At 59.6% G+C, this 14,043-nt stretch carries 15 protein-coding genes; 12 read left to right on the forward strand and 3 right to left on the reverse strand.

Annotated features, from left to right (window positions below; translation table 11 throughout):
• Positions 1 to 433: 433 nt before the first annotated feature.
• From D3P04_RS04745 to D3P04_RS04755, 3 genes are read right to left on the reverse strand one after another with little or no spacing between them, the layout of a single operon-like run.
• Positions 434 to 1,108 (reverse strand): response regulator transcription factor, encoded by a 675-nt coding sequence (locus D3P04_RS04745; RefSeq protein WP_119746426.1) that lies wholly within the window; start codon positions 1,106 to 1,108, stop codon positions 434 to 436.
• Positions 1,105 to 2,520, reverse strand: a complete 1,416-nt coding sequence (locus tag D3P04_RS04750; protein ID WP_147391885.1) for a LapD/MoxY N-terminal periplasmic domain-containing protein — start codon at positions 2,518 to 2,520, stop codon at positions 1,105 to 1,107. Before D3P04_RS04750 ends, D3P04_RS04745 begins: the two co-directional genes overlap by 4 nt.
• Positions 2,517 to 3,008, reverse strand: coding sequence for a protein moxZ (locus D3P04_RS04755; protein WP_119746430.1), 492 nt, complete (start codon positions 3,006 to 3,008; stop codon positions 2,517 to 2,519). The genes D3P04_RS04750 and D3P04_RS04755 overlap by 4 nt, the downstream gene beginning before the upstream one ends.
• Before the next feature lie 327 nt (positions 3,009 to 3,335).
• Between D3P04_RS04755 and D3P04_RS04760 the strand changes: the two genes are divergently transcribed.
• From D3P04_RS04760 to D3P04_RS04815, 12 genes are all read left to right on the forward strand, one after another.
• Positions 3,336 to 5,237 (forward strand): methanol/ethanol family PQQ-dependent dehydrogenase, encoded by a 1,902-nt coding sequence (locus D3P04_RS04760; RefSeq protein WP_269902616.1) that lies wholly within the window; start codon positions 3,336 to 3,338, stop codon positions 5,235 to 5,237.
• 77 nt (positions 5,238 to 5,314) lie between these two features.
• A complete protein-coding gene (gene moxJ / locus D3P04_RS04765) occupies positions 5,315 to 6,172 on the forward strand; it encodes a methanol oxidation system protein MoxJ (protein WP_232844880.1) in 858 nt (285 codons plus the stop codon).
• 16 nt (positions 6,173 to 6,188) lie between these two features.
• A complete protein-coding gene (moxG, locus tag D3P04_RS04770; RefSeq protein ID WP_119746432.1) occupies positions 6,189 to 6,713 on the forward strand; it encodes a cytochrome c(L), periplasmic in 525 nt (174 codons plus the stop codon).
• 84 nt (positions 6,714 to 6,797) lie between these two features.
• Entirely contained in the window at positions 6,798 to 7,109 is a 312-nt protein-coding gene (locus D3P04_RS04775; protein WP_119746434.1) for a methanol dehydrogenase [cytochrome c] subunit, read from the forward strand.
• 81 nt (positions 7,110 to 7,190) lie between these two features.
• Positions 7,191 to 8,219, forward strand: a complete 1,029-nt coding sequence (locus D3P04_RS04780; RefSeq protein WP_119746436.1) for an AAA family ATPase — start codon at positions 7,191 to 7,193, stop codon at positions 8,217 to 8,219.
• Positions 8,216 to 9,088 (forward strand): DUF58 domain-containing protein, encoded by an 873-nt coding sequence (locus tag D3P04_RS04785; protein WP_119746438.1) that lies wholly within the window; start codon positions 8,216 to 8,218, stop codon positions 9,086 to 9,088. The genes D3P04_RS04780 and D3P04_RS04785 overlap by 4 nt, the downstream gene beginning before the upstream one ends.
• The gene (locus D3P04_RS04790) at positions 9,085 to 9,915 is read left to right on the forward strand and encodes a nonribosomal peptide synthetase MxaA (RefSeq protein ID WP_119746440.1); all 831 of its coding nucleotides are present in this window, start codon (positions 9,085 to 9,087) and stop codon (positions 9,913 to 9,915) included. The genes D3P04_RS04785 and D3P04_RS04790 overlap by 4 nt, the downstream gene beginning before the upstream one ends.
• Positions 9,912 to 10,925: a vWA domain-containing protein gene (locus D3P04_RS04795; RefSeq protein ID WP_119746442.1), complete on the forward strand. Its 1,014-nt coding sequence runs from the start codon at positions 9,912 to 9,914 to the stop codon at positions 10,923 to 10,925. Before D3P04_RS04790 ends, D3P04_RS04795 begins: the two co-directional genes overlap by 4 nt.
• Positions 10,922 to 11,473 (forward strand): hypothetical protein, encoded by a 552-nt coding sequence (locus D3P04_RS04800; protein WP_119746444.1) that lies wholly within the window; start codon positions 10,922 to 10,924, stop codon positions 11,471 to 11,473. The genes D3P04_RS04795 and D3P04_RS04800 overlap by 4 nt, the downstream gene beginning before the upstream one ends.
• Positions 11,470 to 12,411, forward strand: a complete 942-nt coding sequence (locus tag D3P04_RS04805; RefSeq protein WP_232844881.1) for a VWA domain-containing protein — start codon at positions 11,470 to 11,472, stop codon at positions 12,409 to 12,411. The genes D3P04_RS04800 and D3P04_RS04805 overlap by 4 nt, the downstream gene beginning before the upstream one ends.
• The gene (locus tag D3P04_RS04810) at positions 12,408 to 12,947 is read left to right on the forward strand and encodes an SRPBCC family protein (protein WP_119746447.1); all 540 of its coding nucleotides are present in this window, start codon (positions 12,408 to 12,410) and stop codon (positions 12,945 to 12,947) included. The genes D3P04_RS04805 and D3P04_RS04810 overlap by 4 nt, the downstream gene beginning before the upstream one ends.
• 242 nt (positions 12,948 to 13,189) lie before the next feature.
• The gene (locus D3P04_RS04815) at positions 13,190 to 14,032 is read left to right on the forward strand and encodes a polysaccharide pyruvyl transferase family protein (RefSeq protein WP_119746449.1); all 843 of its coding nucleotides are present in this window, start codon (positions 13,190 to 13,192) and stop codon (positions 14,030 to 14,032) included.
• The last annotated feature ends 11 nt before the right edge of the window (positions 14,033 to 14,043 follow it).

The raw sequence follows: 14,043 nt of genomic DNA on the forward strand, positions 1-14,043 counted from the left end.
GGGCAGCAATCCTTCTCGATCGGGCGTCAGTCGTAAATTCGGCGGCGCATCTGCTTCGCACGAAGCTTTTGGGAAATGCAATCTGCGATAGGGCATTTGCCCTGCAAGATTGCGCGAGAGCTCGAACACATTTTACTTATGTGCCGCCTCGCTTCCCGATTGCCGGAATCAGGCAGGGGCGACGGTTTGGCTGTCATGCTGATCTGCACATGGTGGCCGATCTTCTGGCCAACTCATTTTCATGTGCCAGATGATTAATTTCAGATCAAGCTGATGTGGCAGAGAAATCTCTTCAGGAGCGAAATTGAAACAGGTTTATCCACCGGCCGGCCGGATATTGGACGATATTCGGCTTCTGATGCTGCCGATCCCTGATTGGATCCGCGCGTCACGTGGCGATGGCGAAAGCTGCCAGACGCGGCATCAATCCATTCTAATGGCCCTCGAAATACCGGATTGCCTTGACGACCAGATCGGCAAGACTCGTCGCATCCAGCTTTTCTCGCAGCACAAGGCTGACATTCGAGACGGTTTTGTAGCTGATACATGCGCGGTCCGCGATCTGGCGGTAAGACATGCCGTCCGCGATCATGCCCAGAATTTCCTCCTCGCGGGAGGTCAGGCTGGTTCCGGTGCTGCGCTTGCCCGGAACGTTCATCAATGCGATCTGCGTGGCCAGCCGGCTTTCAAGATAATTGCCGCCCGAAAGAACCTCGGTCAGGGCCGTTAAAATCTCTTCGGACGGGGAGTCCTTGTTGATGATGCCATTGGCGCCGGCATGCAATGCGCGGCGGGCAAGCACCGCGCTGCGATGCATGGTGAAGATCAGGATCGGCAAGCCGGGATCCAGTTTCCGGAAGCGGTCGATCAGCTTGATGCCGGCAATCTTGTCATTGCCCAGTGTCAGGTCGATCACCATCAGGTCGGGCCGGGCCGTCCGCCAGGCGCGCCAACCCTCCAGCGCGGTTGCCGCCGGGATAATCTCGCAAGGAAGATGCGCCCGGATGATCCGTCCCCAGCCTTCCGCCACAACCGGGTGGTCATCGATGATGACGATCCGGCGGGTCCGTTCGTCCGGTTTGGCGGTCAGAGTTCTGGTGGGGGTCATTGAATGGGCATCCTGAGTTCGGTGATCGTGGCATCGCCCTTGCGATAGGGGGGAATGTAGGTGGCGTGAAGTGCGCGAGCGCGATCGCGTATGCCGATCAGCCCGTAGCTGCGGGGAAGTACCTTGCCGGAAGGTCCGCGACCGTCATCCGTGATGCGGGTGACGATCTGGCGAGGGTTAACAGAGTTATCGCAATGCATGTCGATTTCGATCCGCTGTGCATTGCCATGGCGGATTGCGTTCAACAGACTTTCGCGCACGAAGCGATAGATGGAAAGTTCTTCAAGCTCGCCGGTGCCGATCTGGCAACCGGCATTCAGGTCGATCGTCACTTCGGGCGAGATTTCGGTGAAATCGGCGATCAGTTCCTCCAGCAGTTCGATCAGGGAACCGTGCCCCAGCAGCATGGGGCGCAGATCGTTGATGGCGGCGCGAGCGCTGTCGCGCACGGCGCGGGCGTGGGTCCGCGTCGCCTCAAGCGCCTCGACCAACTGGGACCGCGCCGCGTCATCAATATCCGAGGCGACGCTTCTCGCCTGAGCGAGCGCGGCGTTCAGGGCGAAAAGCTGCGGGCCCATTTCGTCATGGAGATCCGATGCGATCTTTGCCCGCTCGGCTTCGGACAATGTCAGCAGGCGGGTTTGCAGCAGATCGTTTTCCGCGCGCTTGGCCTGAAGATGCGCAGCAAGCTCGTTCACGCCCTCCGCGAGGGCCGAGAATTCGACCAGCCTTCCATTGGGTGCGCGGCGGGTCAGATCTCCCTGACGGATCGCGGACAATGCCTCTTGCAGGATCCGAAGCCTGCGCAGGATCAGCGTGCTGACAAGCATGGTCAGCCCCACCATTACGATCCCGGTCAAGGCAAGCAGCGGCATGATCACGCTGAAATCTTCCCAGACTTCGGCAATCTCATCGCTGGGATCGGTCGAGATCCACAGACTGCCCAGTATATTCGGATAATGCGAGATCGGAAACAGGTCCGTTTGCGGCTCTGGACGCATAAGCTGGTTGAACCAGTCGGGTACGGTATTCTCGGAAACGCTCTCGGCCTTCTCTGCGCGTGCCATCAAAGGATCGCCCTGTGTATCGATGATATGGGATGATACATGGCGCAGCGCATCGATTTCGGCCGATAACCGCATTGCGTCGCCCATTGTATCGCGACCCGCGAACCGCTGTGGCATGCGGATGGCAACGGTCGTCTGGGCGATACGGAATGCCGATGATGTCTCTTCGACGATGGCGTGCCTTGCGTTCAGGATGATAATCGTGGCCACGGCAATGCACAGCAGGAGTCCCACCCCCGCCGAAACCAGCATCACCAGCCTGTGCAGAGACAGCTTGCCGTAAGATACGGTCGGGACCCGGTTGGGGAGCTGGGTTGCAACCGATATGTTGGCAGGGTGCGTCACTGGGCTGCCTGTGTCGCGGTCGTGACGGCAGCGGTGTGATCGGCCCCCTGGCTGCGCAGCACACGGTAATTCTGGACCACCGCGGTCAGGCTGCCGGTTCGCGCGGAACCATTTTCGGGTGCCAGATCGTCCAGCAAATCTATGATATCGATCTCCTCCTGCTTTTCACGGATTTCCTGCCATAATTGCACACTGCGATTTGCAATCATGCGCGGGCTTTCCTGATATAAGGCGGTCGCGCGGTCCAGCCGCGGGGTGATCTGCGCGGCGGGCGCACCGGTGACGCGGGCGATGAAGTCTAGCGGCGTTTCCGTATTTGTCACCTCCAGCCATTCGTTTCTGCCCGAATTGCCGGTTTCCTTGTTCTGCGAGGTCGACGCGGCTGGCAGGGTTTCGTCCTCTTCTTCTCGACAACCGCCTAGCGCCAGAGTCCCCGACACAAACAGGCCGAGCGCGAGGATGGTGATAATGCTTCCGGGCTGGCTCATGCGGGCTCGTAACTCCTGAAGAGTGATTCGCGACGCCTTTCTTCTCCAATTCCGAATCTAGGTCAGACCAGAGTATGAGACAACCGATCTGGCTTCAGTCAATGGTATGACGAATTTCTTCGATGCATGCCAAATCCCCCAGGTTATTCGGGGGAAATATCCCGAACAATTCGAGGCGTACTCCACGCAGACAGCCGGCATCGCCAGTGCTCCAATTAGGTCACGAACGGTCCGTGCCATCACGGCTGGATCCGTCGACGAGACGCTCTGAATCGGTGGGAGGCGTTCCGGCAACCGGTTTGGATGGCGTGATAGGGAGAGGAACACATGAGGAACATACTTCGAAAATCTATGATGAACGTCTCGCCGCTGGCATTGGCCAGCGCCGTGATGGTCGGTACCGTCGGTGCGAGTCCGGTTTTGGCGAATGACCAATTGGTCGAACTTGCGAAAGATCCCGCGAACTGGGTGATGACCGGACGCGACTACAACGCGCAGAATTATTCCGAAATGGACGAAATCAATAAGGAGAACGTAAAGGAACTGCGTCCTGCCTGGTCGTTTTCGACCGGTGTGCTGAACGGTCACGAGGGTACTCCGCTGGTCGTGGGCGACAAGATGTTTGTCCATACGCCGTTTCCGAATATTGTCTATGCGCTGGATCTGAAGGATCCGGGAACGATCCTGTGGCAGAACAAGCCTCAGCAGAACCCCACGGCTCGGACGGTTGCATGCTGTGATGTCGTTAACCGCGGTTTGGCCTATTGGCCGGGTGATGACGAAAACGGTCCGCTGATCTTCCGCACCCAGCTTGACGGCCATATCGCCGCGTTGGATGCCGAGACGGGCGAGACGGTCTGGATGATGGAGAATTCGGACATCAAGGTCGGCTCGACCCTGACGATCGCACCCTATGTCATCAAGGACATGGTGCTGGTCGGCAGCTCGGGCGCGGAACTGGGTGTGCGCGGTTATGTGACCGCCTATGACGTCAAAACCGGCGAAAAGCGCTGGCGCGCCTTTGCGACCGGCCCGGACGAGGAATTGAAGCTGGCCGAGGATTTCAATGCGCCCAACCCGCATTATGGTCAGTTCAATCTCGGCACCGAAACCTGGGAAGGCGATGCCTGGAAGATCGGCGGCGGCACCAACTGGGGCTGGTATGCTTATGATCCCGAAGAAGACCTGTTCTATTACGGCTCCGGCAACCCGGCTCCGTGGAACGAGACGATGCGCCCGGGTGACAACAAATGGACCATGGCGATCTGGGGCCGCGAGGCCGAGACCGGCGAAGCCAAGTTCGCCTATCAGAAGACACCGCATGACGAATGGGATTATGCCGGCGTCAACGTCATGATGCTGTCCGAGCAGGAGGACAAGGAGGGCAACATGCGCAAGCTGCTGACCCACCCTGACCGCAACGGCATCGTCTACACGCTCGATCGCACCAATGGCGACCTGATCTCTGCCGACAAGATGGATGATACGGTCAACTGGGTGAAAGAGGTTCAGCTTGATACCGGCCTGCCGGTCCGTGATCCGGAATTCGGAACCCGGATGGATCATCAGGCGCGCGACATCTGTCCGTCGGCAATGGGTTATCACAACCAGGGCCACGACAGCTATGATCCCGAGCGCAAGCTGTTCATGCTGGGCATCAACCATATCTGCATGGACTGGGAGCCCTTCATGCTGCCCTATCGTGCAGGCCAGTTCTTCGTGGGTGCCACGCTGAACATGTATCCCGGCCCGAAAGGCGATCGCGAGAACGGTCTGGGACTTGGCCAGATCAAGGCCTACAACGCCATTACCGGCGAAATGGCCTGGGAGAAGATGGAACGCTTCTCTGTCTGGGGCGGCACGATGTCCACCGCGGGTGGCGTGACCTTCTACGGTACTCTGGACGGTTTCATCAAGGCACGCGACAGCGACACGGGCGATCTGCTGTGGAAGTTCAAGCTTCCGTCCGGCGTGATTGGTCATCCGATGACCTATCAGCATGACGGCCGTCAATATGTGGCGATCATGTATGGTGTCGGCGGCTGGCCCGGTGTTGGCCTGGTCTTCGATCTCAATGACCCGACCGCCGGTCTGGGATCCGTTGGCGCCTTCCGTCGTATGAAGGAGTTCACTCAGATGGGTGGCGGGCTGATGGTCTTCTCGCTTGATGGCGAAGGTCCGTATTCAGACCCGAATGTCGGCGAATACGTATCGGGCGAAGACGCCTGATACGCATCGGGACGGCTGGCTGCTCTCCAAACCCCGCCAGCCGTCCCCCTTTGAACTGACATATGGGAGACTCGACAATGTACGCGACGATTTCGCGCCTTGGATTCGGCGGGGCGGTCATGCTGTGCGCTCTGGGAAGCGCAACCGCGCAAGAGGCAGAGGCGCCAGCTGACGACGATCAGCCCCTCCGCATCTGCGCCTCGACCAAGGATGCACCGTATTCCACCGGAGACGGCACCGGTTTTGAAAACCGCATCGCCGAGGTTCTGGCTGACGAGACCGGCATGAAGCTGGATCTGGTGATGATCGACAATGATGCGATCTATCTGTTCCGCGACGGGATCGAAAAGGATCTGTGCGATGTGTTGGTGGGCGTCGACGCCGGTGACGAACGACTTCTGACCAGCGAACCTTACTATCGGTCGGGCTATGCTTTCATCAGCCGGCAAGACCGGAATTTCGAGGGCGACAAATGGCAGGACGTCGATCAGGAAGGGTTCGAGACGTTTTCCTATCGCTACCACACCCCGGCCGAAACGATCCTCAAATATTCGGGCCGCTACGAGTATAATCTGGTCTATCAGGCGTCGCTGACCAATTTCGAGGATCGCCGCAATCAGTATACACAGGTTCCGGCCGATCTTGTCGTGTCCGAGGTGGCCGCTGGAAATGCCGATATGGCCATCATTTTTGCGCCTGATGCAGGGCGCTATGTCCGGGATTCCAACGAATCTTTGAAAATGACGCTGATCACCAACGAGATCGAGCGTTCCGACGGAATGATCATTCCGTTGCAATACAGCCAGTCGGTGGGCGTCACCGAGGACAAGCCCGAACTGCTGGAGAAAATCGATCAGGCCCTGGTCTCGGGGAAAGATCGCATTCAGGCAATTCTGGATGAAGAGAACATTCCGACATTGCCGCTGGATTCATAGCCAACAAGGACGAGATATGAGGCATCTTTCGCTTGCAGTCATCATCGCAATATTCGGAGGCGGCGGGGTCGTCGCACAGCAACCCCAGTTCTTCAATACTGTCGACGGGTCACCACTGAACTTCGACGACGCGATGGAGGAAGGGCGTGACACCGAAGCCGTCAAGGAATTCCTGGAGACCGGCGTAAATATCTACAATGAAAACGAAGAGGTCATGAAAGAAGCCGAAGACATTTACAACACCATGTGTTCGGGCTGTCACGGCCATTACGGCGAAGGAAAGATCGGCCCGGGTCTGAACGACGATTACTGGACCTATCCGCAGAACGAAACCGATGTCGGCCTGTTTTCAACGTTATACGGGGGCGCGACCGGGCAGATGGGTCCGATGTGGGGCAGCCTGACGCTGGACGAAATGCTTCTGGCGATGGCCTGGGTCCGCCACCTCTATACCGGAGAGCCGGATACGGCCGGCTGGCTGACCCCTGAACAGCAAGAGGAATTCACACCTTACAAGCCGAAAGGCGGCGCGGAGGAGTAATCACCAAATCCGCGCCGTCACCCGGGGCAACATCCGCCCCAGATGTCCAAGCCGGGCATTACTGTCAAACGAGGAGGAGAAACCATGAAACCGCTTTTATTGGGTGTCATCGCGAGCTTGTCGCTGGCCTTGCCTGCCTTTGCCTATGACGGCACCAATTGCAAGGCGCCGGGAAATTGCTGGGAACCGAAGCCGGATTATCCGGAAAAGGTCGAGGGCTCGGAATACGATCCTCAGCATGACCCCGCGGAAATTTCGAAGCAGGGCGAGTCTCTTGCGGTGATGGACAACCGGAATGAGTGGCGCGTCTGGCACATGAAGGAGACGGGCGAGTTTGAATATGACGTCACCAAGATCCCCGGTTATGAAGAAGGCGGTACTCCGCCCTCGGAATAATATCGGGGCGTGCCGCGTCGGGATGGTTATCCCAAATGTCACATCCCGGCGCGGCACATCTCTCATCATTGTCGGGGTATCATGTCGAACGAGACTCTCGCCACGGCCGAATGGCTGACCCGTTTTCAGGATGCGGAGACGCAGCTGAACGAAATCATCCTGGGGCAGTCCGGCGCAATTCGCCTGATTTTGTTATCGGTTCTGGCGCGTGGTCATGTGTTGCTGGCTGGCGATGTCGGCACCGGTAAGACCACAATGCTGCGTGCCGTCGCCCGGGTGGTCGGCGGTCCGTTCGCGCGGATCGAAGGCACGGTGGACCTGTTGCCCACCGACCTGATCTATGACGCACATCTGGACGCAGAAGGTCGCCCCCGGATCGAACCCGGGCCGGTTCTGTCGCGCGGCGAGGATCTGTCGATCTTCTTCTTCAATGAGATCAACCGGGCTCGGCCGCAGGTTCATGCCCTGCTGCTGCGGCTGATGGCCGAACGCAGCCTGACGGCCTTTCGTCGCGAATATCACTTCCCACATCTGCAGGTTTTCGCAGATCGCAACCAGATCGAGCGCGACGAGACGTTTGAACTGCCCGCTGCCGCCCGGGACCGGTTCATGATGGAGATTCCGATCCATGTTCCGCATATGCGCGAGGACAGGATCGCACTGGCTTTCGAGACGAGATTTCACGACACCGGGACATTGATCGGCAACGTGACCGAGGGATTGCTTCCTTATAACGGGCTTAACGCGCTGGCCGGGGAAATTCAGGACCGGATCCATGCCAGCGAGGCCTTGCAACGCTATGTTTTCGATCTGTGCAGCGCCTTGCGCGATCCGGGAGAATTCGGTTTGCAGATCGAAGGCACGGATTCCGCACAGCTTGTGCGCGGCGGCGTCAGTCCGCGCGGGATGCAGTCGCTGGTCCGGGTGGCGCGTGCGTCGGCCTGGATCGAGGGCAGGGATGCGGTTCTTCCGCAGGATGTGCGGGGAATATTCGAACCTGTCATGTCGCATCGCACCTTTCTTGCCCCTGCCTATGAACCACGTCGGGATGTTCTGATGTCCGAACTGATCCGGGCGGCTTTCGAAAAAATTCCGGTGCCTGTGGAATGATTCCAGACGCGGACGAAATATATCTTTTCGACTCGCTGACCTGGCATCTTACCCGTCGTCAGCCCGGATTGCGTGAAGGCGCGCATCGGGGCCGGTTACGCGGTGCGGGCGGTGCCTTTGCCGATATTGCGCCGCTTCTGGCGCATCCGGACCCGCGCCGGCTGGATCTCCGCCGATCGATCACCGATCCTTTCGGGGGCTTTTTCGTGCGCCGTTTCGAACGCCATACGGATCTGGTGCTGCATATTCTTCTGGATGCAACCGCTTCTCTTGGGACTGTCGCCGCGTCGGATCGTCAGCGGATTGCGGCGCTTCTGGCCGGCGGGCTGGCGCAGGCGGCGCGACGGGGCGGAGATCGGGTTGCCCTGCAGGTCGTCAGCGGCCGGGAGACGGTGCTGAACCTGCCACCTACGCGCCGCATCGGGATCGGCGAAGAGATCCGCACCGAGGTAAACCGATTATTCGCCTTGGGAGATGGGGTTGAGGGGCTGTGCGCTGCGGCTGCAAGCCTGCCGCAGGGCCGGATCCTGGTCGCGCTGATATCGGATTTCGATCATTCGGTGCCTGAACTGAACCAGTTGCTGGGCGCGTTATCGCCGCGTCCGGTCCTGCCTCTGTGGCTTCGGGATACCGGCCTGGAGGAACCGCCCGGCCGTATCGGTCTTTCCGAAATACGGGATCCTGAAAGCGGGCGGCGACGCACCGTTCTGACCGGCCGCAAATGGGCGTTGCGGCAAGCCGAGGCGGGCCGGTCGCGCCGTCGGGATCTTGGCGCTGTCTTCGCCAGCCACGGTCTGCGCCCCGTCGAGATCCGCGACAGCATCGATCTGTCACATCTGATCGCCGAACTGGATGAGGCGCCAAGATGAGATGGTGGTCGCTTCTTGTGTTGTTACCTGCTGTCGCACAGGCGCAGCCTGAGATCCGGACGGATAATCCGCATGGATATGGCTGGCTGCTGGGTGATGAGCTGGTGCAGCGCATCGAGATAGATTTGCCCTCCGGCGTGACTCTGGATCGTGCCAGCCTGCCTCGCCCGCGGGCGGTGGATTACTGGCTGGATCTGCGCAGCATCGATCTTCAGGAGACTGCCGGACATGCCGAACTGACTCTGCGCTGGCAGAATTTCTACTCCGCGCTTGCGCCCGATCGGCGAGAGGTGCCGCCTTCGCCTGTTCGTTTGTCCGACGGTACTGAAATGAGTTTGCCGGGCTTTGCCTTCGTGGCTGCGCCGCTTCGACCGATTACGGATCAATCCTCGCCTGCGCAACTCTTGCCGGACCCGCCCTTTCGCCTGATCCAGACCGGAAGGGACAATGCCGCGCTTGCCATATCAGCTGCGGCTTTCCTGTGCGTCCTGATCGCAATCGGCTGGACACAAGCCTGGTGGCCATTTCACAGGCGGCCGGCGCGTCCTTTTACCCGCGCGGCTCGCAGCATCGCGCGGCTGCGTGGGCCGGCCTTGCAGCGCCGCGCATTGCACCGGGCGCTGGATGCCTCCTTTAATCGCGTTCTGATCAGTGCCGATCTGCCGCAGTTTCTTGCGGCGCGGCCGGAATATCAGCCCTTGGCGGATCGGCTGGACGGATTCTTCCGGGCGTCTGATGCAGCCTTTTTTGGCACTCGGGAAGCTCCAGACGTTTCAGTCGTCGCATTGTCGCGCGATCTCGCCCGAATAGAACGGGGGCTGAGATGATCGGATTTGGTTTTCCGCTTGCGCTTTACGCCTTGCCACTGGCTGCTTTACCCCTGTTGGCGCGCTGGCTGCGGTCCACCGATGTGCCCCGGATCGATCTGCGCCCGGTCGAGGGGACATCATGGGCAATCGACAGGTGCCTGACCGCGTCGGGCATTCTTGCCATGGTGACGTTGATTCTTGGGATCTCGGCGCCCTATCTGAAGGGCGGCACGGTTCCTTATCGGGGGCAGGGGGCCAATCTGGTCCTGCTGATCGACCGCTCGTCCAGCATGGATGATACATTCGCAGGGCGTACCCCCGATGGCGGTGAAGAAAGCAAGGCGGCCGCTGCGCGCCGCATCCTGCGCGAATTCATCGCGGGTCGCCCCGATGACAGGATCGGTGTCGCCGCCTTTTCGACCGCACCTTTGCAGGTGCTGCCGATGACGATCAGCCGCAGCGCCATTTCGGCGGCGATCGATGCGCAGGCCGAGCGCGGATTGTCGCAAACCGATGTCGGGCGCGGTCTTGCCCTCTCGTTCGAGATGATGCGCGACGCGCCGTCCCTTGGCTCGCGCGCCGTGGTTCTCGTTTCGGACGGGGCAGGAGTGATATCGCCCGAAGTGCAAGACAGCCTGCGTCGCCTGGCAATCGAACAGCAGGTGAGTCTTTACTGGCTGTATCTGCGGACCGAGGGTGCAAAGAGCATCTTCGAGGATAGCCCGCCGGGCGAAACCAACACGCCGCAGACCCGTCCTGAACGGCATCTGCACCTGCTGCTTCAGCGATTGGGTATCACCTATGTCGCCTTCGAGGCCGAAAGCCCCGAAGCCGTGCAGGGCGCTGTGGACGAAATCGGCAAAATGGAGACGAAACCGATCCTGACCGAACGGCGGGTGCCTCGTCGCGATCTGGACTGGCTGTTCTATTTGCTTGCCGCGCTTTCTGCGGGCGCACTGACAATCGCGCGGTGGCTTGAACGGCCTTTCGCACCGACCCGTCCCGCACCATTGCTGAGGTCCTCATGAGACGGCTGGTTCTTGCTGCATTGGCCCTTGCATTGCTGGTTTCCGGCGCGTCATTTGTGTGGTCCGGTTATGCCGTCTGGGGCAATCTCAAAGACAATGCCGCAATCCGCGCGCTTGCCGAGGGGTACGAGGTTGCGCTGCGCGAGGATGCCGATCCGCATGCAATCCATGCGCGCATTCTGTTTCTTGCTTGGCGCGACAAGCTCGCCGAGACGCAAGAGCTGCTGCCACGATTGGCCGATGGTCAGGCCGATTTGCGGTCCGACGCGCATTTCGCCATTGCCAATGCCCGGATGCGTTCCGGATACGACCATATCGAGGCCGGCAGTTTCGAAGATGCCACGCCCGAAATCGAACTGGCCAAATCCGCCTATCGCGAGGCACTGCGGGCTGAACCCGGCAATCGTGACGCCAAGGTCAATCTGGAACTGGCCATGCGCCTTGTGCGTGACCTGCCGCGACCGCTGGCCGAAGGCGAAGAGGATCCCGAAAATCAACCGCGGCAATTATGGACCGATTTGCCGGGAATGCCGCGGGGTGCTCCGTGAGCTGGCGTATTATCCTGCCCGCGATCGTGACCGTTCTGGCGATGCTGGCGGCACTTGATCTTGGCATCCCGCGAAAGCAGCGTCTGAGTGATGCTCTGGTCGTGATCGACATTACCCGATCGATGAATGTTCGTGATATGGACGGCCGCTCCCGGCTTGATTTCGCGCGCGAAACGCTAAGGGACTGGATCGCGGCCCGGCCTTGCGGCAGCCGGATCGGCCTGGCGCTATTCACCGAACGCCGCAGTCTGACCCTGCTTGAGCCGGTGGAGGTCTGCGCCGATTATTCTTCGCTTTCAGGCACATTGATGGGGCTTGACTGGCGGATGGCCTGGGAGGGCGACAGCATGATTCAGAAAGGACTGGATCACGCTTTGAATCGGGCCTCGGGGTTGGGCGTGCCTTTGATCTTCGTCACCGATGGCCAGGAAGCCCCTCCACTGCCTTTCGCGCAGGAGCCTCGCCCGACCGGCGACTCTCCCGGAGGGCTTATCCTCGGAGCAGGTCAGGATACCCCGTCCCAGATACCCAAATTCGACGACCTTGGCCGCGAGATCGGTTTCTATGGACCGAATGATGTCCAACATGCGCCAGCGAGGATTGGTGCGCCCCCGCCCGATGCCTCAGAGCGGCCGGGATATCATCCGCGCAACAATCCCTATGGCGAATCCGATCTGGACGGCGATGAACATCTGTCGGGGCTGCGGGTCGACTATCTTCAGGCGCTCGCTTCGGCCCGCGATCTGGGGTTTCTTCGGCTGGATGAAGGACCCGCCGCAATAGAACGGGAACTTGCCGCACATGCCCCCACCCATCCGGTAACCGTAACCCGCAGTCTCGCGCCCGTCTTTGCGGCGGCGGCTCTGCTTCTGCTGCTGGGGCATTGGATTACCGGCAGTCGCTTTATCACCCCTCCACGAAAGGAAAGTAGATCATGACAGCAAGACATCTGATTCTGGCGGCGTCCGCGACGATCTTTATGGTCGGAGCGGCATTGGCCCACGGTCCGACCCCGCAGCAGGCCGAAGGCGAAATCGAGATCGCCGCACCGCCAGCGGAGGTATGGAAAATCCTCTCCGATCCCTCCACCTATGCAGACTGGCATCCGGGCATCGCTTCCGTCAGCGTCGAGGGGGAAGGAAAGGGGGCCAAGAGAACCGTGGAATTTGCGGATGGCGGATCGGTCGAGGATGGCATCGACCGCATCGATGAAGAGAACATGGAGATCCGTTGGAGATTGTCGAAAGAAGATCGTGAAGCCTTTCCCGTCAGCTATTATACCAACAGCGTGACGGTCGAACCGGCAGGCGAAGGTTCGACCGTCACATGGGAGGCCAGCTTCTTCCGGGCCGATACGACGAACGAGCCAGAGGAGAGTTTCAGCGACGAAGCTGCGGTCACTGCCGTGGAACAGTTGATCGATGATGGGCTCAACGGGCTCAAGAGCGCGATCGAGGGCGGCTCTTCCAGTTGACGCCCGATACGGCGCGTGGGGGCGGCGCAGGCGTGAAGCCCGGGATGTCATAAGAAGATATCGGGTGACGGCGATACTTCCGGGCACCGCCGCGCAGGTTGCGATGGTGACGCGGCTTCACGCGAATTCGCGAGGTATTGTTTACCTCAGCAGATCGTCGCGTATTTGTGGACGAGAGGGGTTGTAGATCCAATTTCCGGCCGGTACCAATCGCCGCGAAGCCGCGCGCATTTGGAGCCCCAATGTTTGGAATTGAACGGCCGTCAGAGCGTGATCTGAAGCTTTTATCGAATGGAAAGCTGGATGATCACAACATGTATTGGGCATGGCCCAAGATACGGACAAATTTCGGCGATTGGATCGGCCCATATATTTATCTGAAGCGAACCGGCGTCAAACCCCGCCTCGCCCATGCGCATCAGGCCGGCGGTGATCGCTTGGTCCATTATACCTGTGGCAGCATCCTTCAGCTTCTGTCACGCGATGATGTCGCGATTGTCTGGGGTTCCGGTGTGATCACCTCCCAGAAACGATTTGCGCGGCCCAGACGGACATTGGCAGTCCGGGGTCCGGTCACGCAGGAACGGTTGAAACGTCATGGCTATGATGTTCCCGATGTCGTCGGAGATCCGGGGCTGTGCTTGCCCGCATTCTATTCCGGTGCTGACAAAAAATCCTCTGAGTTGGGTATCATCGCCCATGTGGTGGACACCGGCTTCTGGCGCCAGTTCGAGAAATTTTTGCCGGAAGATGTTCGGGTCATCTACCTGAATAACGGATTTGAAAGCGTAATCGATCAGATCACCGCCTGTAAGAGGACGATATCATCGTCATTGCACGGCGTTATCGTCTCGCAGGCCTATGGCATTCCCACCGCCTGGATCGAACCCTGCGCCAAAGAGCTAAGCGGAGATGGCGCCAAGTTCGACGATTATTTCATGTCGGTGGGTGCGAAGGCGCGATCCGGCGACGCCCAGAAACTGAGGCTGCCTTTCTCTATCGACGATTATGATTTCGAGTTGGCCACCCCAGGCGAAGATCTGCGTGAGATGTCGGATCGATTGCTGGCGGCCTGCCCATTCTGACCAAGTGATTC

Source organism: Paracoccus onubensis (assembly GCF_003591515.1).
Classification (GTDB): domain Bacteria; phylum Pseudomonadota; class Alphaproteobacteria; order Rhodobacterales; family Rhodobacteraceae; genus Paracoccus; species Paracoccus onubensis.

Coding starts and splice junctions, on each gene's coding strand:
- D3P04_RS04745 (WP_119746426.1), bottom strand. CDS start 1,108: ATGACCCCCACCAGAACTCTGACCGCCAAACCGGACGAACGGACCCGC.
- D3P04_RS04755 (WP_119746430.1), bottom strand. CDS start 3,008: ATGAGCCAGCCCGGAAGCATTATCACCATCCTCGCGCTCGGCCTGTTT.
- D3P04_RS04760 (WP_269902616.1), top strand. CDS start 3,336: ATGAGGAACATACTTCGAAAATCTATGATGAACGTCTCGCCGCTGGCA.
- moxJ (WP_232844880.1), top strand. CDS start 5,315: ATGTACGCGACGATTTCGCGCCTTGGATTCGGCGGGGCGGTCATGCTG.
- moxG (WP_119746432.1), top strand. CDS start 6,189: ATGAGGCATCTTTCGCTTGCAGTCATCATCGCAATATTCGGAGGCGGC.
- D3P04_RS04775 (WP_119746434.1), top strand. CDS start 6,798: ATGAAACCGCTTTTATTGGGTGTCATCGCGAGCTTGTCGCTGGCCTTG.
- D3P04_RS04780 (WP_119746436.1), top strand. CDS start 7,191: ATGTCGAACGAGACTCTCGCCACGGCCGAATGGCTGACCCGTTTTCAG.
- D3P04_RS04785 (WP_119746438.1), top strand. CDS start 8,216: ATGATTCCAGACGCGGACGAAATATATCTTTTCGACTCGCTGACCTGG.
- D3P04_RS04790 (WP_119746440.1), top strand. CDS start 9,085: ATGAGATGGTGGTCGCTTCTTGTGTTGTTACCTGCTGTCGCACAGGCG.
- D3P04_RS04795 (WP_119746442.1), top strand. CDS start 9,912: ATGATCGGATTTGGTTTTCCGCTTGCGCTTTACGCCTTGCCACTGGCT.
- D3P04_RS04800 (WP_119746444.1), top strand. CDS start 10,922: ATGAGACGGCTGGTTCTTGCTGCATTGGCCCTTGCATTGCTGGTTTCC.
- D3P04_RS04810 (WP_119746447.1), top strand. CDS start 12,408: ATGACAGCAAGACATCTGATTCTGGCGGCGTCCGCGACGATCTTTATG.
- D3P04_RS04815 (WP_119746449.1), top strand. CDS start 13,190: ATGTTTGGAATTGAACGGCCGTCAGAGCGTGATCTGAAGCTTTTATCG.